Raw genomic sequence first — 17,833 nt, 5'->3', positions numbered from 1 at the left:
CATGATTCCTTCGTTCCCGCGGCTGCCCCGGCAGCCGTAAACCAGAAGGGCTCAGGTGCATCGCCTTGGAACGGAGCTGGCGGGATCAACCTGCCCTCGCTCCACCTTCCTCTCAGCCAATGACCTTCCTCCAATAATCACTGCAGCAAGCCTGATCCAATCAACCTGTCTCTCCTGTCACAATATTTTCGCACTGTTTTCTGATGTAAGCGGTTAGCGTGATTGCGGCGCTGAAGCGCATCGAGTACGATAGATAAACAGTGTCTTTATTTTACTTATACAGAGAGGAACCTGCAGTATGTCCAACCTTGATTTTTTGAATCAGTTCTGGCTGATTGTTTTCTTCCTTATTCCGATCGTGCTCATTTCCAGAACGGTCGTTGCCGGTACGAGGTATTCTCCGATTTTGATCGTGGTCTTATTCGGCCTCGGCCTCGGTTTCGTGCTCGACTACACCGGCACCGCCGATCCCGGACTCGACGCGTTCCCGCTCGTCGGCCTGATGGCGCAGACGACGATGATCGCGCTGACCGCTTCTTTTTTCGTTGGCGGCCAGGAGCTACGCAAAATCCTCGGCCGGAAGTCGATGGATACCGAGGACATGGTCACCCCGGCCGATGACGAGATCATTCTCGGCACAACGCGGACGCAGCTGTTTTTCATCGTGCGCTCCCTGTTCATTCTGCTCGGCATGTACGGGCTGATGCACACCCTGCTCGGCACGGCCTCTGGGGAACTGGCCTCCTATTATCCAGTCATTGCCTATATCGGCCTGATCGGCGCCGTGATTTTGATCGACAACAAAGCACAGATCACCAACAAGCCGCTGTACCTGCGAAAAGGACTGATCGAACTGGTCGTCATGCTCGTCGTATTGATCGCAGCCTACACGTTTGCCCAGCTGATCAACCCGGTCATTGCGCTGCCGCAGATTTTCTTCGCCATGATGACAGCCGCCGCGATTGGCGCCGTCTTTTACCGCTGGACGTTCGGACCGACGCTTCGTTCGCTCCTGTTTGCCGGCATTCCGATCGTGCTCGCTGCCAATTTCCTCGTCGGGGGCTCCCGCATCAGCGAAGCCTTTGACATTCCCGGCGTGAACGCCGTGCTGCTCTACGGCTTCTTCGGCCAGCTCGTCTGGATGTTCGGCGGGATCGCCCTGCTCATGTTCTTTGCACGAACCGTCCATACCCGCAACCTGGCACCAGGCATGGCAGGCGCCCTGTCGCACTCCGGACTGACCGGGGCCTGCACCGCGGGGGACTTCGGAAGCAAAGCCGCTTCCCGTGCACCGATCATGATCAACATCCCGTTCTTCGGGCACATTTTCGTCTTCTCGATTCTCGCTGTCAGCGCGGAACAGGAGAGCCTCTGGCTGCTGCCGGCCCTGCTGCTCGTCGCGGTCGGCATCGGCCTGACGATTCTGTCCCTGTCTAAACTCCGGCAGGCCGGGGGCGAAGACCGGCGGGAAATCACTGCCCTTATGCAGTTTTCCTTCGGCTGGCAGATCTGCGCGGTCTTCGGCGGACTCGCCTTTCTCCACCTCGGGCCGCTCGCCATGGACAGCGCCGCGATGGCTCAGGCATCCGCCATCTCGCACTTCGGCCTGTTCGCCGCCATTCAAGAAGGCATGTTCGGCGAAAGTGCAGCCCTGCTGATTCCATTCGTCTTCTCGATGCCGTTCCTCGTGCACCCGCTCGTCTTCTTCATGTTCGGGCGAGCGATGGAAAACGATGGCGCCATGCCGAGTAAGCCGGTCTATATCCTGACCTTTATCGGCATCGCCGGAATTACGGCATCCCTATTCATGTAATGCCCGTCGTCTTCCCTCCTTCCTTCAGGAGGACGGGAAGACGACGTTTCTTTCCCACGACTTGCTCAATGTTGAACATAGAGAAAAGCATCGATTGGGAGAAGAGGATTTATCCTGAGCCATACCGGCTTCATTTTTTACTACGAAGGAGGAACAACACATGTTCTGGATTCAATTTGCTATTGTACTGCTGGCGATCCTCGTCGGCGCCCGCATCGGCGGCATCGGCCTCGGCGTCATGGGCGGGGTCGGCCTCGCACTGCTCACGTTCGGATTCGGCCTCGAGCCTACTTCTCCGCCGATTGACGTCATGCTCATGATCGTTGCCGTGATTACTGCTGCCGGTGCGATGCAGGCGTCCGGCGGCATGAATTATCTGATCGGCATAGCGGAAAAAATGCTCAGGAAGAATCCGCAGCGGATTACGTTCATGGCGCCCGCCGTTACCTACTTCTTCACCTTTTTCGCCGGTACGGGCCACGTTGCCTATACGCTGCTGCCGGTCATTTCGGAAGTAGCCCAGGAATCCAAAGTCCGTCCGGAGCGGCCGATGTCGATTGCCGTCATCGCTTCTCAACAAGCCATTACTGCCAGCCCGATTTCGGCGGCAACCGTGGCACTGCTTGCCCTGCTTGCACCGTTCGATATCACCTTGTTCCAGATTCTCGCGGTGACGATTCCAGCCACGTTCCTGGCTGTGATGATCTCTGCACTTGCAATCAGTCGACGAGGACCGGAGCTCGAGAAGGATCCTGAGTACCTCCGTCGGGTGGAGAACGGCCTTCGTCCTGCTGCCTCCGCGCAGGACGACATCAAAGTGACGGCCACATCCAAGTTTTCCGTCTGGCTCTTCCTCTCCGCGGCTCTCGTTATCGTCCTGCTCGGAAGCATTCCGGAGCTGCGCCCAGCCTTTGAAGCGGACGGCGAAATGGAAGCACTGTCGATGCCGCATACCATCCAGATCATTATGCTGACCGTCGCCGCCATCATTATTCTGCTCAGCCGTGTCAATGTGAACGAACTCGTGGAAGGAAGCGTCTTCCGCGCTGGTATCGTCGCGGTCGTGGCGATCTTTGGTATTGCCTGGATGGGCGATACGTTCTTCCAGGCAAACATGGACACGATTGAACCGGCCGTCGAAGGCATGGTGGAGACGGCTCCGTGGATTTTCGCCCTCGCGCTGTTCGTGATGTCGATCTTCCTGAACAGTCAGGCTGCAACCGTCAGTGCCCTCATGCCGCTTGCCATCGGCATCGGCATCAATCCGCTCTTCCTGATTGCGATGTTCCCGGCGGTGAACGGGTATTTCTTCTTCCCGAACTACGGCCCGATTCTCGCTGCCGTGAACTTTGACCGAACCGGCACCACCCGCATCGGAAGCTACGTCTTCAACCACAGCTTCATGGTGCCGGGGCTCATCGCGATCACCGGAGCAGTGGCGCTCGGCTTTGCGTTCGTCCTCTTTCTATAGTAGAGACGGCGCTTCTGCCAAGATCGGCGACGTTTCCATCAGAAGTTAATAGACCGCCAGTCACCCAAAGCCCTTCTGGTCTACGGCTAGCCGGGGCAGCCGCGGAAACGAAGGTATCATGTTCCGCTCTAGTCGTGGATCTGGAGCGGAGCAGTCACTCGTGGCCTCGGCTCGGACGTTCGGAGGCGGTGGACGGTCGCTGGGCGACAGCGGGCAGTCGCTTGAGGAGGAAAAGCGGTCACAGCGGCGCTGGGCGGTCACTCAAAGCGACGCAGCGGACGTTCAGCGGAGCCCAGCGGACGCAAGGGCACAGGAAATGGCGGTTCAGCCCGCCCTGCCAACGTCTCCACGAGAATCCTCAAAAATTCTATTTACCAAAGCCCTTCTGGTCTACGGCTGCCGGGGCAGCCGCGGAAACATGGGTATTATGTTCCGCTCTAGTTGTGGATCTGGCGCGGAGCAGTCACTCGCGGCCTCGGCTCGGACGTTCGGAGGCGGTGGACGGTCGTAAGGCGGCAGCGGGCAGTCGCTGGAAGCGGAAAAGCGGTCGTACCGGCGCTAAGCGGTCACTCAGAGCGACGCAGCGGACGTTCAGGGGCCGAGCTCGGTCACTCGGGGCCACGCAACGGCGCTTCGGCCAAGGTGGATGTCTGCATCAGAAACCCTAAGACCGCCAATCACCCAATCCCTTCGGCTTTGCGGCTCCCTCGAGCAGCCCGCAGGAGGACCCCCCTCACACGTTCAACAATTCACAAACATCAAAAAAAAAACGCTCCGCTGTCTCCATGTACTAGACAGCTGCAATGGCCACAGCAGAGTGAAACGCCACCCACCGCCTGATCACCGAACGAACAGAGGCGCAGCATCCGCGAGAGATGCTGCGCCTCTGTTTATTGGAATGGTGGGGCGTTTCTGGATAGAAAGGCGAACGTTTCAGCACAACCTGACGCTTCTTTTCTCCGCACGGCAAGCAGGAATGTCTTCTATATAAGCGAATGCCTGCTCCGCTTATTCAGAAAGCTCTCGTCGTCTCGTCGACCGCTCGTTCAAACAGGAGCTCGGGGCTCCTGCTTTTTGGACAAACGTCCGCCTGCCCGGATGGAGCCGTGCTCGCTGCTGCTCACGGCCGCGCCTCTTTCCATGCATAGAAAATGACGTCAGGTTCCCCTTTCGGGACAGGCACCTCCTCCACCTCCACTTGCGGAAACACACGCTGCAGCCTCGAGACAAAGGCCGGAGACGCCCCCGCACTCCAGAAGCTGACTACGCCTCCCGGATTCAGACGCCGGCGCAGCTGCTGCAGGGAACCACGTTCATAGAGGTCCGCGTTCTCTGCTGTCACTGTCCAATCGGGTCCATTGTCGATATCGAGGCAGATCGCATCAAAAGTTTCCTGCGAGTCATGAAGCCACGGTACGATGTCTGCGTGTATCATCCGTGTCTTCGGGTGATGCACGGCATAGCCGTTCCCACCGGCCAGGTGCGTCTCGTTCCAGCGGATAACGGCCTCTTCAATTTCGACGACGACGGCTTCCTGCACCCTGGGATGGCGCAGCGCTTCCGCCAGGGAAAAGCCGGTGCCGAGGCCGCCGATCAGAATAGTCCTTCCCCTGCTCTCCTGCAGCGACCGGGTTACCATCCGCCGCTCAGATGTACCGTTATACGTGGCCATTAAAAAGGTGCCACTGCTGATCACTTCATAGTCGCTTCCCCGCCGCTGCAGCTGCAGCTCTCCGCGGGATGTATGCACTTTTTCAACAATGTCCAGTGGCTCTATGTCCCGTAACATAAACTTCCCTCCCATTGCCTTTTTATTATATCAGAATTATCAGACTTCTATCCGGAAAAGAAAACCCGCACATGCACCGGCGCGGGTCTGTTTCGTTTTTTCTATATTAATGAGTGGACAGCGGGCTGCCATCGACATCTTCCCAGCGGACGTGTCCGTAGCCGCCAAATGTAAAGTAGCGTACCTGCACAGTATCTTCCAGGACCACTGCCGGGTCACGCTGCTCCATGAGTTCCATGCTGCTGAAGTCCTCGCGGGTCAGAGGAAAACCATACTCCACCGCGAGTTCTCCGGCTGCCAGCATGTCCCGGTGGGTGCTGGAATAGAGCAGCATCCGGTCTCGATTCCGGTACATCGCCACCGTTTCTCCACTCTTCGCGTCCACTACTTCTTTGTTTCCCCGCTCGTTTTCCACCCACTCGTACATCCCACTTGCGACCAGGTCATCGGGAAAAGCCTGTTCAACCTCTACGGTTCTGCCGCTGTGGTTCCAGCGCACCTGTGCTCCCATGCTCTCTGCTATGGCACGCAGTGGCAGCATGGTCCGGTTATGAATCAGCCGCAGCGGTGCCTGGAGGCTGATCGGTTCCCCGTTTACCATCATCTCCGTCTGCTGCAGAGGGGCTTCGATCGTAGTATCTACATAGCGGACGTGGACCGTTCCCGGCGAAGGATTTGCCTGCCATGAGACATCCGCTCCCATCTCCTCGAGTACGCCGCGGAGCGGAACGAACGTGACGCCGTTTTCCAGAATCGGGTCCGGGCCGTCCACGTTTAAAGCCTCTCCATTCAGGTCTATCGAAAGGTTCGATGCACCCGCAGCCGCCGGTGCCGCGAGCAGGGCTGCCAGGAGACCGATCGAGCCAAGTACCTTTTTCATATGTATTCTCCTCGCTGTTTGTTTATTTTTCTGCTGTCTATCATCTTACGTCTGTACAACAGATCGACAAGGTCCTTCTTTTCTTCCTACTTATTTCATTATACACGAGGCACTTCTCGCGTTGGAATTTTCTCTCTTTTTTCTCTTTATTTTTTTCTATATCCGCGAAACTGCAGAACCATGCCGGTGAGAGCGTATGCAGCGAAAAATTTCGCTTAAATCCTTTTGACAGGGTTATGAAGTCATGTTATTGTTAAAAGCGTTAAATAAATTCTTAACAAATTTAATTCACTTCAACGATTGGAGTTGATCATATTGGATATCAACATAACACTAAAACAATACATTAATGGAAATTGGGTAGACGCGAAGTCCGGCGAGACCCGAGACATCATCAACCCGTACAATCAAGAAGTCGTTGCGAACGTCCCAGAAGGTAATGCAGAGGACACCAAGGCAGCGATTCAGGCAGCACGCGATACATTTGATCAGGGAGACTGGCCGTCCACGCCGGCAACAGAGCGCGGAGCAATCGTCCGCCGCATTGCAGAACTGATCGAGCGGGACCGGGAAGAACTGGCCCGTCTGGAATCCCTCGATACAGGGAAAACCGTCGAAGAAAGCCGCGGAGACATGGACGATATTGCCGGCGTCTTCCGTTACTATGCGGAGGTTGCAGACAAAGACGGCGGCGAGCTGATCGCTTCGCCGATTCCGAACTCGACAAGCAAAGTCGTCTACGAGCCGATCGGTGTGTGCGGCCAGATAACCCCGTGGAACTACCCGCTGCTGCAGGCGTCCTGGAAGCTCGCGCCGGCGATTGCGACAGGCAACACGCTGATCATGAAGCCGAGTGAAATTACGCCGCTGACAACCATCAAAGTGTTTGAACTGATGGAAGAAGCCGGCGTTCCTGCCGGAGCAGCCAACCTCGTTCTTGGAGCAGGCGCGACAGTCGGTGCGGAGCTTTCTTCCAGCATGGATGTCGACTTGATTTCTTTCACCGGGGGTCTGGCAACCGGTAAGAAAATCATGCAGGCAGCCAGCAGCAACATGAAAAAGCTGGCACTGGAGCTCGGCGGAAAGAACCCGAACGTCATTTTTGCGGATGCCGACTTTGAACTGGCTGTCGATCAGGCAATGAACGGCGTGTTCTTTCATGCCGGCCAGATCTGCTCCGCCGGAACGCGGCTGATCGTCGAAGAGAGCATTCACGACAAGCTCGTCGACGCGCTCGTGGAGCGGGTAAAGAAATTCAACATTGGCAATGGCTTCGATGACAGTACGCAGATGGGCCCGCTCATCTCGGCAGAGCATCTCGCCAAAGTTGAAAAATACGTGGAAACCGGCGTAAAAGAAGGCGCTACGCTCGCGGTCGGCGGCAGCCGCCCGGACGATCCGGAGCTGCAGGACGGATTTTTCTACCTGCCGACGATCTTCACGAACTGCACTACCGACATGCATATTGTGCAGGAGGAAGCGTTCGGACCTATCATTACGGTAGAAACGTTCAAGACAGAAGAGGAAGCTGTCACGCTGGCCAATGATTCCATCTACGGCCTCGCCGGCGGCGTCTTCACGACCGACGCTGTCAAAGCAGAACGCTGCGCAGCCGGCATGCGCATGGGAACCGTATGGATCAACGAATTCAACTTGTACTTCCCGCATGCCCCGTGGGGCGGCTATAAGCAGTCCGGTATCGGCCGTGAACTCGGTCGTCTTGGACTGGAAGAATATACAGAAGCGAAGCACGTATTCCAGAACTTAAAACCGGAACCACTGAACTGGTTCTAAGAATAATCATCATTTACATTGATACGAAGAAAGAAGGAGGCATTTACGATGAGTGAATTTTTCGATTATGTAGTTGTCGGCGGCGGAAGTGCAGGATCTGTTCTCGGTAACCGCCTGAGTGAAGATGGCAAGAAGAGTGTCTTGATTCTCGAAGCAGGACGCAGCGACTATAACTGGGACCTGCTTATCCAGATGCCGGCAGCGCTGCCGTTTCCGGCAGGCAAAAGCCTGTACGACTGGAAGTATGAATCCGAACCGGAACCATATATGAACGGCCGCCGCATCAAGCATGCCCGCGGAAAAGTACTCGGCGGGTCCAGCTCCATCAACGGCATGATTTATCAGCGCGGCAATCCGAAAGACTACGAGCGCTGGGGTGCTGATGAAGGCATGAGCAGCTGGAGTTTTGCTCACGTCCTTCCTTACTTCAAGCGACTCGAGAACGCGCTCTCTTCTCCGAAAGATGATGAGATGCGCGGCCACGACGGCCCGATCAAGCTCGAGCGCGGACCGGCGCAGAAGCCGCTGTTCCAGGCTTTCTTCAACGCAGCTGTAGAAGCAGGATACAACAAGACGGACGACGTGAACGGCTTCCGCCAGGAAGGGTTCGGTCCTTTCGATAAGCACGTCTATAAAGGCCAGCGTATGTCCGCATCCCGTGCCTATCTCCATCCGGTCATGGACCGCGAAAACCTGACCGTCCGCACCCGTGCGTTCGTACAGAGCATCAATTTCGAAGACCGTCGCGCGAAAGGCCTTACCTACAAGCGCAACGGCAAAGAGCATCAAGTAGAAGCAGGAGAAGTCGTGCTCGCAGGCGGGGCGATCAACACCCCGCAGATGCTGCAGCTGAACGGCATTGGGGATGCAGAACATCTCCGTTCTCTCGGCATCGAGCCAATCGTTGACCTGCCCGGCGTCGGGGAAAACCTGCAGGACCACCTTGAAGTGTACGTGCAGCACACGTGCCCGGAGCCGGTATCCGAGCAGCCGAACCTGAACAAGGCGAAAATGCCGTTCATCGGCCTGCAGTGGATGCTCCAGCGTAAAGGACCAGCTGCGACGAATCATTTTGAAGGCGGCGGATTTGTCCGCTCCAATGACGTCGTGGACTATCCGAACCTGATGTTCCACTTCCTGCCGGTTGCTGTCCGTTACGACGGCGAAAAGGCGAAAACAAAGCACGGATTCCAAGTGCACATCGGCCCGATGTACTCCGATTCACGCGGATCTCTGAAAATCCGTTCCAAGGATCCAAAAGAGCATCCAAGCATGGTCTACAACTATCTGTCGACCGAACAGGATCGCCAGGAGTGGATCGAAGCCATCCGCATCACGCGCCACATCATGTCCCAGCCGGCCATGAAAAAGTACAACGGCGGCGAAATCTCTCCAGGGCCTTCCGTCCAGTCAGAAGAAGAGATTCTCGACTGGGTACGAGAAGACGCGGAAACCGCGCTTCACCCATCCTGCACGGCGAAAATGGGGCCGAAATCCGACCCAATGGCCGTGGTGGACCCGGAAACGATGAAAGTACACGGAATCGAAAACCTGCGCGTAGCAGACGCTTCTGCGATGCCGTATGTCACAAACGGCAACATCCACGCGCCGGTACTGATGCTGGCAGAGAAAGCAGCCGATCTGATTCAAGGCAAAAAACCGCTTGAACCAATCGACGCAGACTACTACCAGCACGGCGTACACCCTGCCGAGGCGGGCACCGTCGAATAAAAAACGAGTCACACAGGAAACACGCCGGGAGATATTCTTCCGGCGTGTTTTTTTATATAGACGGGGTCGGAACCAAAGCAGCACGGGCGTCGATGAGTTGGTTTCCGCCGGCTGCAGATTGCAGCCGGTGCCGGGAAGGAGCTCGGTGGTTGACGGGCTGAAGGGTGGCTGGCCCATCGTCCGCGGCAGATGTTGGGATTGCAGGCAAAAGCGGAGAAGGCCAACGTCTCTGGCTTCCACGTCACATGAAATGTGTCCGTATACTTTGTGGTAAAATAAACAAAAGCACGAAGCGCCTTTTGGTCGGAACGGCGTGCGGAAGCGCCGCAAGCTTTTTAGGGAAGAGAACGTTCTTTGTTTCTTCCCGTGCAGCGCATGAAGCCGCCGTCACTCTGTATGAGAACGTATGCTTTCTTATACTGGAACAAAAACGCTTTCGCACGGTTTTGATCTCCCGTGCGAAAGCGCTGCTGTTTCCCCTTACAAAAAGATTCTTCCTTGGAGGTGGGTTCTGTGCGTCCACTACTGCTTGCTGGCGTGATCATCGGCTTTCTACTTGTTTTCTTTTTCCGCTCGCTCTGGACGGGAGAAACCGACTGGGGATGGCTGCTGTCGATGTCTCTCGGCGCTGTCGTTGCCTTTGTGACGTTGTTTCTCCTTTTCCGAACGGGAGGAGATCGATAAAACTCCCTATGTCATCACCTGGACCGCGGCCTGAATGACGTGGCACCGGCCGTGATGTCCGGCGCCTTCGTAACGCTCCGCTTCTCCGTAGTAAAAATGCAGGCAGTGGTGCGCATCTGCCCAGAACAGAATGTCTTCGGGAGCATAGAGCAGCTCCTGTACGGGCGGTCCGCCGGTGCGGTAGTCCAGCTGTTTTTCCGAATAGACTTCCAGCAGAATCACCCCGCCGGCTCGGACACTGCGGACCATCTGCTGCAGCAGCTCGTGCTGCGTTGCTTTCGGAACGTGTCCGAACACGAGCACCGCGCTGTCGAATACGTCCGTCCCCGGTGATTCCGCAGTCAGATCCATCTGCTTCGTATTGACCCTTATGCCACGCGCCTCTGCAAGCCGGGCTGTTTTTTCCAAGCCGGTCCCGGACTGGTCGATCGCCGTCACTTCATGCCCCTGCTCTGCAAGGTAGACCGCATTCCTTCCCTCTCCTTCGGCAAAGCAGCCGACGTGCCCGCGGAGCAGAGATGCTTTCTCCTGTATGAACCGGTTGGCTTCTTCTCCATAGACGAAGGTCTCCTGCTGGAAGCGTTCGTCCCAGAACTGTTCACTCACGTTACATACCCCCTATAGTATGGATCTTATCATACAACATGATCCTCCCCCTAACAGCCTGCCTCCTGTTTTCTTTATGAAGACAGCGGGTATGGCACTACTGGAAAGGATGGTATCCTATGTATATTTCTACAGGTGGATCGATCGCGCTGCTGACGCTGGCCGCGGCATTATTTTTTATTTATTATGCCGGCATCAGCCATGCTGAACATAAACCAAAAGTAGATCAAGGCTGGACGTGGAATTATCACCGCCTCACCCACAGGCGGAAAATGATCCGCGCAAGGAACTCGTTCCTTATTCCGCTGTCGATGATACTCGTCTTTATCTTTCTCGACATTTTCAGCTGGTTCCAGGCTGCTGCTCTGCTTACACTCGCTTTGATCATGTCCGCTTTCCAGTACGGCTATCACCGGAAAAAATGGCGGGAAGGGGCGGATGAGCTTTCCTGAGGCTGATGATGCCAGGCACCGCTCCGCCACCTTCGCATCAAGCTGCGGTGTTAAGCGATGCTGATCGCACACCGGCTGCATAAAGACCTATGCCGCCTGTGAGAGCGAGCATGACGCTCATGGATAGAGGAACCACCCACGCCGGACCAATTGACACGACGAAGAGCACAAGAACCATGCCTGGTGCTGCCATATAGTACAGGCGCTGCGCGTACATCCATCCGAACGGAAGAAAGTGCGCTGCGGTGATAACAGCGAGAAACAGCACCATCTGCCCGGGAGCGGCGGAGTACGCCCAGAAAACGAGCGGGAGATAAGGAAGCAAAGCCGCATTCAGCACCGTACCAAGACTGGAGAGCGGATTGCCTTCCAGCTGCCACGAAGCGCCTAAAAGCGCTGAGAACAGCACTGCCCCCGGGAAAACGAGTCCGGTCAGAGAGAGCGAACCAATCTGCTGTACCTGCATCGACACCGGCAGCAGGTGCAGCAGCGTAATCAGCAGCCATACACAGGCTCCGGCAGCGAGGAACGCCGCCCCGTTTTTCCCTCTGATAGAGGCATCCCTTTTCCATTCTTCGATCTCTTTCATCCATTTTCTCCTTCCATCATCTGATACGATTGATCGCGGACGACCACGGTCCCCGGGGTAATCCGGATCATCATCCAGGAAGCGTCGCCTTGGATACGAGTGAAGCGGTCATCCCAAGGTTCTTCGCCCATGTATTTGTCAAAGAGCTGGTGCACGAGGTCTTCCCGATGCGGCAGCAGTTCCCCTTTCCCCCGGATCCCCACGTGCAGGAACGTGCCATCCTCCGGGTTAAAATCAACCACGCCGAGCGCACACGACGGCTCCCGGCGGATTCGATGTGTAAACGTATTCTCGACGCTGTGTCCGATGACCCAGACGGCCTCTCCGTCCCACAGAAACCAGACCGGGGAGTCTTTCGGCAGTCCGTCCTCCACCGTCGCCAGGTGAGCAGTCACCTTTCTGGAGAGTATGTCCTCCATGAGTATCTTCGTTTCTTTTTCTGTACGGCTTCCTTCTGACACGATTTTCATTCATCCATCTCCTTTTGACACAGCACTTCAATCGTACTGTGTTCATGTGGTTCTCCGTGTGTCAGATCCAGAAATCGGCTGCTGCTCCAGTAAATCGTGGAGAGCGGGGCCAGCAGGCTTGCCAGCTCCTCTTCTGAAAAATAATGGTGGTACATGCCGGTCGCTTCGTTGCGGAACGTATGGGCATCCAAGTGCGTACACGCGGCCTCCGCCTTCGCCCGGCTCGGATCGTCCCGATCAAAGACGTTTATGTACAGCAGACCCCCGGGCTGCAGCGCCTTCTTCGCTTTTTCGATAATGCAACTGATATCTTCCGGGTGAAAGAAAGGCAGAATACTCGAAAAAATGAGCAGCGCGTACTGCCCCTCCTCCAGCGGATAGCCCCGCAGGTCGGCTGTTGAAGCATTGACATGCCAGCCATTGGCCATCGCCAGCTGCCCGCACCGCTCCACGGCCGTCGCCGACAAATCGACCCCTTCCACCGCGTAGCCGCGTTCGGCAAAAAACAAGGCGTTCCGGCCCTCGCCGATGCCGGCATCAAACACACGTCCATCGGGGACGAGAGACTGATAATCCGACAGCACGTGGTTCGGACGCCTCCCCCACCAGTCTGTTTTCTCCTGATATGCCTGTTCCCAGATTTCCCGTGACATGCCGTCACCTCCTGATGCGGTTATTGTACCATGCCTTTTTTCTGACAGGAACATGCCCATTGTAAAGATTGTTAAGAGCACGCCCATCCGGTTGACGCATGCACCCGCTTGTTTTAAAGTATAAATGAGATGTTATATAATTAACTCATTATTTACAAGCGGAAAAATTCAGTTCAGGAGGATGAGAGCATGGCAGACAAACCAGTGATTTATTTCCTTTGTACAGGAAATTCCTGCCGCAGCCAGATGGCGGAAGGCTGGGCGAAAAAGTACCTCGATGGGAAATGGGAGGTCTACAGTGCCGGAATTGAAGCACACGGACTAAATCCAAAAGCGGTCGATGCAATGCAGGAAGCTGGTGTGGATATCAGCGGGCAGACGTCCGATATCATCGATAACGACTTGATGCAGCAAGCAGATTTTGTGGTCACACTCTGCGGAGATGCCGCCGATAAATGCCCGATGACCCCACCGGAGAAACGACGGGAGCACTGGGGATTCGACGATCCGGCAAAAGCAGAAGGTACGGAAGAAGAAAAGTGGGCCTTCTTTCAACAGGTCCGCGATGAGATCGGCGACCGCATCCAGCGCTTTGCCGAAACCGGAGAGTAAAACCAATAGCTCGACATTGCTGCTGGGTTGAAAAACAAGCTCCCCCTTTTTCCAAGGCATCAGGGTGCGATCCAACGAACCCCTTTCCTCCTGTATACGGATAGAGAGACCTCCTGCTCTGATACAGCGGAGGTTCTCTTTGTTTCTTTTCAGGTTCTAAAATATATGTTGGGGTTAGGACACAACGTCTGAGTCGATTTTCTTCGTTTTCGGCGGACGCTTGCCAAGGGGCTTGTCCTCCTTCTGGCGTCGCCGCCTATCACTGACGGAAATGCTCGCCTTTGTATCTGTTTATCGTGTTTTAACCTACCCACTTCCACCTGAGGGCTTATCTTTAGATACCAGGGCTTGTACCCCAACAATGGACGTAGAACCTCTTTTCAAAGCAGCCTTCAGCTCAGGAAGGTGCTTTTTCTTGTATGACCTCTTTTTACATAAACACTTGATTATATAAACAATAAATTATATACTAAGGTCATTGCTTCCTTACTACTTCTATTACGTACACACATCCTACAGGGGGTCATCATGGGTTCCATTATCTTAGCATCTGCCATCTTTTTATTCACGTTATTTTTAGTTATTCGTCAGCCAAGAGGTCTAGGTATTGGTTGGTCGGCCACCATCGGAGCATCGATCGCACTTGCAGCCGGGGTCGTGACGTTTGCGGATGTCGGCGAGGTAACCGGGATCGTGTGGAATGCGACCCTCACGTTCATCGGCATCATTATCATCTCGTTGATTCTCGACCAGATCGGCTTTTTTGAGTGGGCTGCCTTACATATGGCGCGCGTCGCCAAAGGAAACGGCGTAAAAATGTTCGTCTTCGTCTCCCTGCTCGGGTCGGTGGTCGCAGCGCTTTTTGCCAACGACGGGGCTGCATTGATTCTTACACCGATCGTGCTGGCGATGGTCCGGGCGCTGAATTTCAAAGAGGCGATGATTCTGCCATTTATTATGGCCAGCGGCTTCATTGCCGATTCAACGTCGCTCCCGCTTATTGTCAGTAACCTCGTCAACATTGTCTCTGCTGACTATTTCGGGATCGGATTCATCGAATACGCTGCGGTGATGATTGTGCCGAACTTCTTTTCTCTCGCAGCAAGCATTCTCGTCCTCTACTGGTATTTTCGGAAGGACATCCCGAAATCCTACAACATGGACATGCTCAAGAAGCCGTCCGAGGCCATTCTCGACCATAAAATGTTTCGGCTCTCCTGGGGCGTGCTCATTCTCCTCGTGACTGGTTACTTCGTCAGTGAGTTCATCTACATCACCAACCCGGTGACGAACGAATCCATGACGTTTCCCGTCTCTTTTGTCGCTCTGACCATCGCCGGCTTCTTTCTCGTCATGGCGAGCCGTAGCCCAGCGGTAAATACAGGCGAAGTGATGAGAGGGGCGCCATGGGGCATCGTCGTCTTTTCCATCGGTATGTATGTTGTCGTCTTCGGTCTGCGTAATGTTGGTCTTACGGACGCGCTGGCTGGCGTTTTCGAGTACTCCGCAGACAATGGCTTGTTTATCGGAACGATGTCGATGGGCTTTATTGCTGCCCTTTTATCTTCCGTGATGAACAACATGCCGACCGTCATGATCAATGCGCTTGCAATCAATGACGCGGCCCTGACCGGAACGATGGAGCAGGCGTTCATCTACGCCAACATCATCGGCTCCGACCTCGGTCCGAAAATCACGCCGATCGGCTCGCTCGCCACGCTGCTCTGGCTTCATGTGCTCTCGCTCAAGGGAGTCAAAATCAGCTGGGGCTACTACTTCAAAGTCGGCATCATCATCACCCTGCCGACCTTGTTCATCACACTCACCGGTCTTTACCTGTGGCTGCTGATCATCGGGTGATACAAGAACAAAGGAATCATACGTAGAATGCCACCACTGGTGTATGCGATCAAATGCGCGCAGCGCCTTTCGGTCGGAAGCATACGAAGCCGTCGTCACTCGTCTATAGAATGTAAAAAACAACGCTGCTTCCTTCTAAGACGGGGAACAGCGTTGTTTTGCCATCAGAAAACAACTAAGGCATGCGTTCCTGCATCACCAGCGCCGCATACAAATATAAGAGGTCCCGCTTACGGCGAGGGTCTTTTCCTGTTACCTCCTCGATCTGACGCAGGCGGTACTGCAGCGTATTCCGATGAATATGAAGCTGTTCTGCGGCCTCCCTGCTGCCTCCTGCCTGGACATAGACTTGAAGGGTCTCCATCAACTCTGCAGACAGTGCAAGCTTCATGGACCACCCGGCTTCCTGCTGCATCATCGTCAGCAGTACCTCCAGGTCGTTCTCCTCGAAAAACACCAGCTGCGGCTCTGTGCTTGTCAAACGGCTCGTCTGTTCCGCACGCTGAGCAGAAACCGGCAGCTCCTCCGCCTTCGCCGTGCATGTACCGACACCGGCCTGGATGCCGGTGAACCGGTGCAGTATCTCCTTCCTCCAGTCTGCTTCCCGGCATACCGCCAGGACAAAGAGCTTCCCTTCTTTCGAGCAGAGAAGCTCCTCTTTTGTGAGCATCGGCCGAATCGACCGGGCTGCTTCTTCGGTTTCATTCACCGGGAGACTGAGCACCACTCTTCGTTCATCAAGAGACACGTTCATCCTCTCCGCCATAGCAGCCGTTTCCTTCTGCCTGTCTCCTTCAAGAAGCCGAAGACCGAGTTCTTCCCGCATCCGCTGATCTACCTGCATTTCTTCGAGCAGCTTCGCCTGCTCCATCATCATTTCCGACGTCATCACGACCAGCTCCCCATACGGACGTACGTCCTCCGGCGGCCCGGTGATGCCGATCACGGCAGCTGGTTTCCCACGCAGATAAGCCGGGAGGTTGATCCCCTCCCGGCTGCCCTCCCACTGAGCGGCTTCGGTCCTCGTCAGCTCCAGTGCCCGCTGCTTCTCCCACACGGCCGCAGCTGCGGGATGGATTGTGCCGATTCGGGCGGGATCACCGGAAGCAATGATGCTCCCATCCGCCCGCATCACGTTAATATTGTAAGGCAGGATCTGCATCGTCCGTGCAGCAATCTGCCGTGCTGTTTCCTGTGAAAGCATACAGAGGTACCCCTTCCTTCTAATGTTGTACCAAAAATGATACCACATGATACAGCACCCAGCCGATCACCAAGACAGAAAATGCCCGCACCAGCAGGATCACCCGCGGAGACGGCTCCTTGCCCGCCCCGCGCAAAGCAGTAAAAATAGTACCCGCCCGAAAGAGAAGAGCCACAGCCACCACTAAAGGAACAGCCGCAATAGTCAGAAGCAGGATCGTGTCTACGACCGGGTTGGTGTTAAGTAGATTTGCCTTCATGGCGTCAGCTCCTTCGTCAAAAGTTATCGTTTGGTCCAGAATACGGCCCTCATACAGAAGTACAAGCCAATAGCGATAAAAAACGACAGTATACGGGCGACCAAGTCATCATCAACGAGGAGCCGCATCGGAAGAATCATCACGAAAGCGATCACTGCGTAGAGCAGTAAGAATAACAATAACTTCATGGCTTCCCACCTTCACGCAATAATAGACTCGTTTTCTTCCCTAGTAAAACCCGCCTTTCCAATCAAGGGGAGGTGGGTTTCATCTCTTCTCTATTTTTCCATCTTGACGTACGTACCCGCGATGAAATCATGAATGGCTCGCTTGTCTTTTCGCAGTCCGATCATGAAAGCCGAAACAATCAAGGCAATGCCGGCGGTTAAAGAATAAACGAGGCCGGAGACCACGTAGCGGAGGAGGGTGGTTCCGATTGTCACCCTGCTTCCATCCTGTTTGACAATGCGGACCCCGAGCGCCTTCTTCCCGAGCGTATAGCCATACCACAGCACCGGTACAAGCAGGAAATAGACAAGCGTCAGCCCTCCTTCAAATGCCTGCAGCAGCCGTTCTTCTGCGGCGAATTCTCCAAATACAGCAAACGCAAAAAGGACGATAAGTACGGTCAGAAAAATGCCGTCCACAAGAGCCGCGGCGACTCGTCTCCAGAAACCGGCAGCTTGTTCCATAGATGTCACCTCCAAAAAATCGTTGTCTTGTTTTCTACCCTGCGGCTCTCTTTCACAAACTAGAAGGTGATCCATGCTTGAGGGCAAGGGAAGCCGGGATGATCGGTCTGCTCTGCGTCACATCCATGACAACATCGACCCTATAGCCTCTTTCCGGCGGCTGCCCGGCAGCCGTAGATCAGAAGGGCTTGGGTGATTGGAGGTCTAGAGGTTTCTGGAGGAGACATCGCCGGTCTCGGCCGAAGCGCCGCTTAGTGGTGCCGAGTGACCGAGC

18 protein-coding genes are annotated in these 17,833 nt (G+C 55.2%); 8 read left to right on the top strand and 10 right to left on the bottom strand.

Annotation, left to right across the window (positions count from 1 at the left end):
* Positions 1–298: 298 nt before the first annotated feature.
* Together G477_RS0117700 and G477_RS0117695 are read left to right on the top strand one after the other, a co-directional pair.
* Positions 299–1,813: a hypothetical protein gene (locus G477_RS0117700; protein ID WP_035212417.1), complete on the top strand. Its 1,515-nt coding sequence runs from the start codon at positions 299–301 to the stop codon at positions 1,811–1,813.
* 160 nt (positions 1,814–1,973) lie between these two features.
* Positions 1,974–3,284 (top strand): anaerobic C4-dicarboxylate transporter family protein, encoded by a 1,311-nt coding sequence (locus G477_RS0117695; protein ID WP_026699043.1) that lies wholly within the window; start codon positions 1,974–1,976, stop codon positions 3,282–3,284.
* A 1,120-nt stretch (positions 3,285–4,404) separates the two neighbouring features.
* On the opposite strand, the gene G477_RS0117690 is transcribed toward G477_RS0117695, so the two are convergent.
* Positions 4,405–5,073 (bottom strand): spermidine synthase, encoded by a 669-nt coding sequence (locus G477_RS0117690; protein ID WP_026699042.1) that lies wholly within the window; start codon positions 5,071–5,073, stop codon positions 4,405–4,407.
* Between the two features lie 106 nt (positions 5,074–5,179).
* Complete coding sequence (locus G477_RS0117685; protein ID WP_026699041.1) at positions 5,180–5,953, bottom strand: copper amine oxidase N-terminal domain-containing protein; 774 nt, start codon at positions 5,951–5,953, stop codon at positions 5,180–5,182.
* 321 nt (positions 5,954–6,274) lie between these two features.
* Between G477_RS0117685 and betB the strand changes: the two genes are divergently transcribed.
* The 3 genes from betB to G477_RS21320 all read left to right on the top strand — a co-directional run bounded on the left by betB (position 6,275) and on the right by G477_RS21320 (position 10,162).
* Positions 6,275–7,747, top strand: coding sequence for a betaine-aldehyde dehydrogenase (gene betB / locus G477_RS0117680; RefSeq protein ID WP_026699040.1), 1,473 nt, complete (start codon positions 6,275–6,277; stop codon positions 7,745–7,747).
* Between the two features lie 48 nt (positions 7,748–7,795).
* On the top strand, positions 7,796–9,478 hold the full coding sequence (gene betA, locus G477_RS0117675; RefSeq protein ID WP_026699039.1) for a choline dehydrogenase: 1,683 nt from the start codon (positions 7,796–7,798) through the stop codon (positions 9,476–9,478).
* 513 nt (positions 9,479–9,991) lie between these two features.
* Complete coding sequence (locus G477_RS21320; RefSeq protein ID WP_156897393.1) at positions 9,992–10,162, top strand: hypothetical protein; 171 nt, start codon at positions 9,992–9,994, stop codon at positions 10,160–10,162.
* 6 nt (positions 10,163–10,168) lie between these two features.
* Here G477_RS21320 and G477_RS0117665 read toward each other — a convergent pair whose 3' ends face one another.
* Positions 10,169–10,768: a class I SAM-dependent methyltransferase gene (locus G477_RS0117665; RefSeq protein WP_026699038.1), complete on the bottom strand. Its 600-nt coding sequence runs from the start codon at positions 10,766–10,768 to the stop codon at positions 10,169–10,171.
* 119 nt (positions 10,769–10,887) lie between these two features.
* On the opposite strand from G477_RS0117665, the gene G477_RS0117660 reads away from it, so the two are divergent.
* Positions 10,888–11,220 (top strand): hypothetical protein, encoded by a 333-nt coding sequence (locus G477_RS0117660; RefSeq protein ID WP_026699037.1) that lies wholly within the window; start codon positions 10,888–10,890, stop codon positions 11,218–11,220.
* A 37-nt stretch (positions 11,221–11,257) separates the two neighbouring features.
* On the opposite strand, the gene G477_RS20270 is transcribed toward G477_RS0117660, so the two are convergent.
* From G477_RS20270 to G477_RS20800, 3 genes are read right to left on the bottom strand one after another with little or no spacing between them, the layout of a single operon-like run.
* The gene (locus tag G477_RS20270; protein ID WP_035212414.1) at positions 11,258–11,809 is read right to left on the bottom strand and encodes a DUF7010 family protein; all 552 of its coding nucleotides are present in this window, start codon (positions 11,807–11,809) and stop codon (positions 11,258–11,260) included.
* A complete protein-coding gene (locus G477_RS0117650) occupies positions 11,806–12,279 on the bottom strand; it encodes a pyridoxamine 5'-phosphate oxidase family protein (protein WP_026699036.1) in 474 nt (157 codons plus the stop codon). Before G477_RS0117650 ends, G477_RS20270 begins: the two co-directional genes overlap by 4 nt.
* Complete coding sequence (locus G477_RS20800; protein WP_051288227.1) at positions 12,276–12,932, bottom strand: class I SAM-dependent methyltransferase; 657 nt, start codon at positions 12,930–12,932, stop codon at positions 12,276–12,278. The genes G477_RS0117650 and G477_RS20800 overlap by 4 nt, the downstream gene beginning before the upstream one ends.
* Positions 12,933–13,121: 189 nt before the next feature.
* Between G477_RS20800 and arsC the strand changes: the two genes are divergently transcribed.
* The gene (gene arsC / locus G477_RS0117640) at positions 13,122–13,544 is read left to right on the top strand and encodes an arsenate reductase (thioredoxin) (RefSeq protein WP_026699035.1); all 423 of its coding nucleotides are present in this window, start codon (positions 13,122–13,124) and stop codon (positions 13,542–13,544) included.
* 528 nt (positions 13,545–14,072) lie between these two features.
* Complete coding sequence (locus tag G477_RS0117635; RefSeq protein ID WP_026699034.1) at positions 14,073–15,404, top strand: arsenic transporter; 1,332 nt, start codon at positions 14,073–14,075, stop codon at positions 15,402–15,404.
* Between the two features lie 175 nt (positions 15,405–15,579).
* On the opposite strand, the gene G477_RS20795 is transcribed toward G477_RS0117635, so the two are convergent.
* The 4 genes from G477_RS20795 to G477_RS0117615 form a co-directional block, all read right to left on the bottom strand.
* Complete coding sequence (locus G477_RS20795; protein WP_051288225.1) at positions 15,580–16,608, bottom strand: CdaR family transcriptional regulator; 1,029 nt, start codon at positions 16,606–16,608, stop codon at positions 15,580–15,582.
* Positions 16,609–16,627: 19 nt separating this feature from the next.
* On the bottom strand, positions 16,628–16,867 hold the full coding sequence (locus G477_RS0117625; RefSeq protein WP_026699033.1) for a hypothetical protein: 240 nt from the start codon (positions 16,865–16,867) through the stop codon (positions 16,628–16,630).
* 23 nt (positions 16,868–16,890) lie between these two features.
* Complete coding sequence (locus G477_RS21315; protein WP_156897392.1) at positions 16,891–17,055, bottom strand: hypothetical protein; 165 nt, start codon at positions 17,053–17,055, stop codon at positions 16,891–16,893.
* Between the two features lie 90 nt (positions 17,056–17,145).
* Positions 17,146–17,559, bottom strand: coding sequence for an RDD family protein (locus G477_RS0117615; protein WP_026699032.1), 414 nt, complete (start codon positions 17,557–17,559; stop codon positions 17,146–17,148).
* Positions 17,560–17,833 lie beyond the last annotated feature (274 nt).

The sequence above is a fragment of the Alkalicoccus chagannorensis DSM 18086 genome, from assembly GCF_000429725.1.
GTDB lineage: Bacteria > Bacillota > Bacilli > Bacillales > Salisediminibacteriaceae > Alkalicoccus > Alkalicoccus chagannorensis.
This window is presented reverse-complemented; position numbering and strand designations above follow the sequence as displayed.

Bases quoted from the DNA above. Each gene is read 5' to 3' on its own strand.
- G477_RS0117700 (WP_035212417.1), top strand. From the start codon at position 299: ATGTCCAACCTTGATTTTTTGAATCAGTTCTGGCTGATTGTTTTCTTC.
- G477_RS0117695 (WP_026699043.1), top strand. From the start codon at position 1,974: ATGTTCTGGATTCAATTTGCTATTGTACTGCTGGCGATCCTCGTCGGC.
- G477_RS0117690 (WP_026699042.1), bottom strand. From the start codon at position 5,073: ATGTTACGGGACATAGAGCCACTGGACATTGTTGAAAAAGTGCATACA.
- G477_RS0117685 (WP_026699041.1), bottom strand. From the start codon at position 5,953: ATGAAAAAGGTACTTGGCTCGATCGGTCTCCTGGCAGCCCTGCTCGCG.
- betA (WP_026699039.1), top strand. From the start codon at position 7,796: ATGAGTGAATTTTTCGATTATGTAGTTGTCGGCGGCGGAAGTGCAGGA.
- G477_RS0117660 (WP_026699037.1), top strand. From the start codon at position 10,888: ATGTATATTTCTACAGGTGGATCGATCGCGCTGCTGACGCTGGCCGCG.
- G477_RS20270 (WP_035212414.1), bottom strand. From the start codon at position 11,809: ATGAAAGAGATCGAAGAATGGAAAAGGGATGCCTCTATCAGAGGGAAA.
- G477_RS0117650 (WP_026699036.1), bottom strand. From the start codon at position 12,279: ATGAAAATCGTGTCAGAAGGAAGCCGTACAGAAAAAGAAACGAAGATA.
- G477_RS20800 (WP_051288227.1), bottom strand. From the start codon at position 12,932: ATGTCACGGGAAATCTGGGAACAGGCATATCAGGAGAAAACAGACTGG.
- arsC (WP_026699035.1), top strand. From the start codon at position 13,122: ATGGCAGACAAACCAGTGATTTATTTCCTTTGTACAGGAAATTCCTGC.
- G477_RS0117635 (WP_026699034.1), top strand. From the start codon at position 14,073: ATGGGTTCCATTATCTTAGCATCTGCCATCTTTTTATTCACGTTATTT.
- G477_RS20795 (WP_051288225.1), bottom strand. From the start codon at position 16,608: ATGCTTTCACAGGAAACAGCACGGCAGATTGCTGCACGGACGATGCAG.
- G477_RS0117625 (WP_026699033.1), bottom strand. From the start codon at position 16,867: ATGAAGGCAAATCTACTTAACACCAACCCGGTCGTAGACACGATCCTG.
- G477_RS21315 (WP_156897392.1), bottom strand. From the start codon at position 17,055: ATGAAGTTATTGTTATTCTTACTGCTCTACGCAGTGATCGCTTTCGTG.
- G477_RS0117615 (WP_026699032.1), bottom strand. From the start codon at position 17,559: ATGGAACAAGCTGCCGGTTTCTGGAGACGAGTCGCCGCGGCTCTTGTG.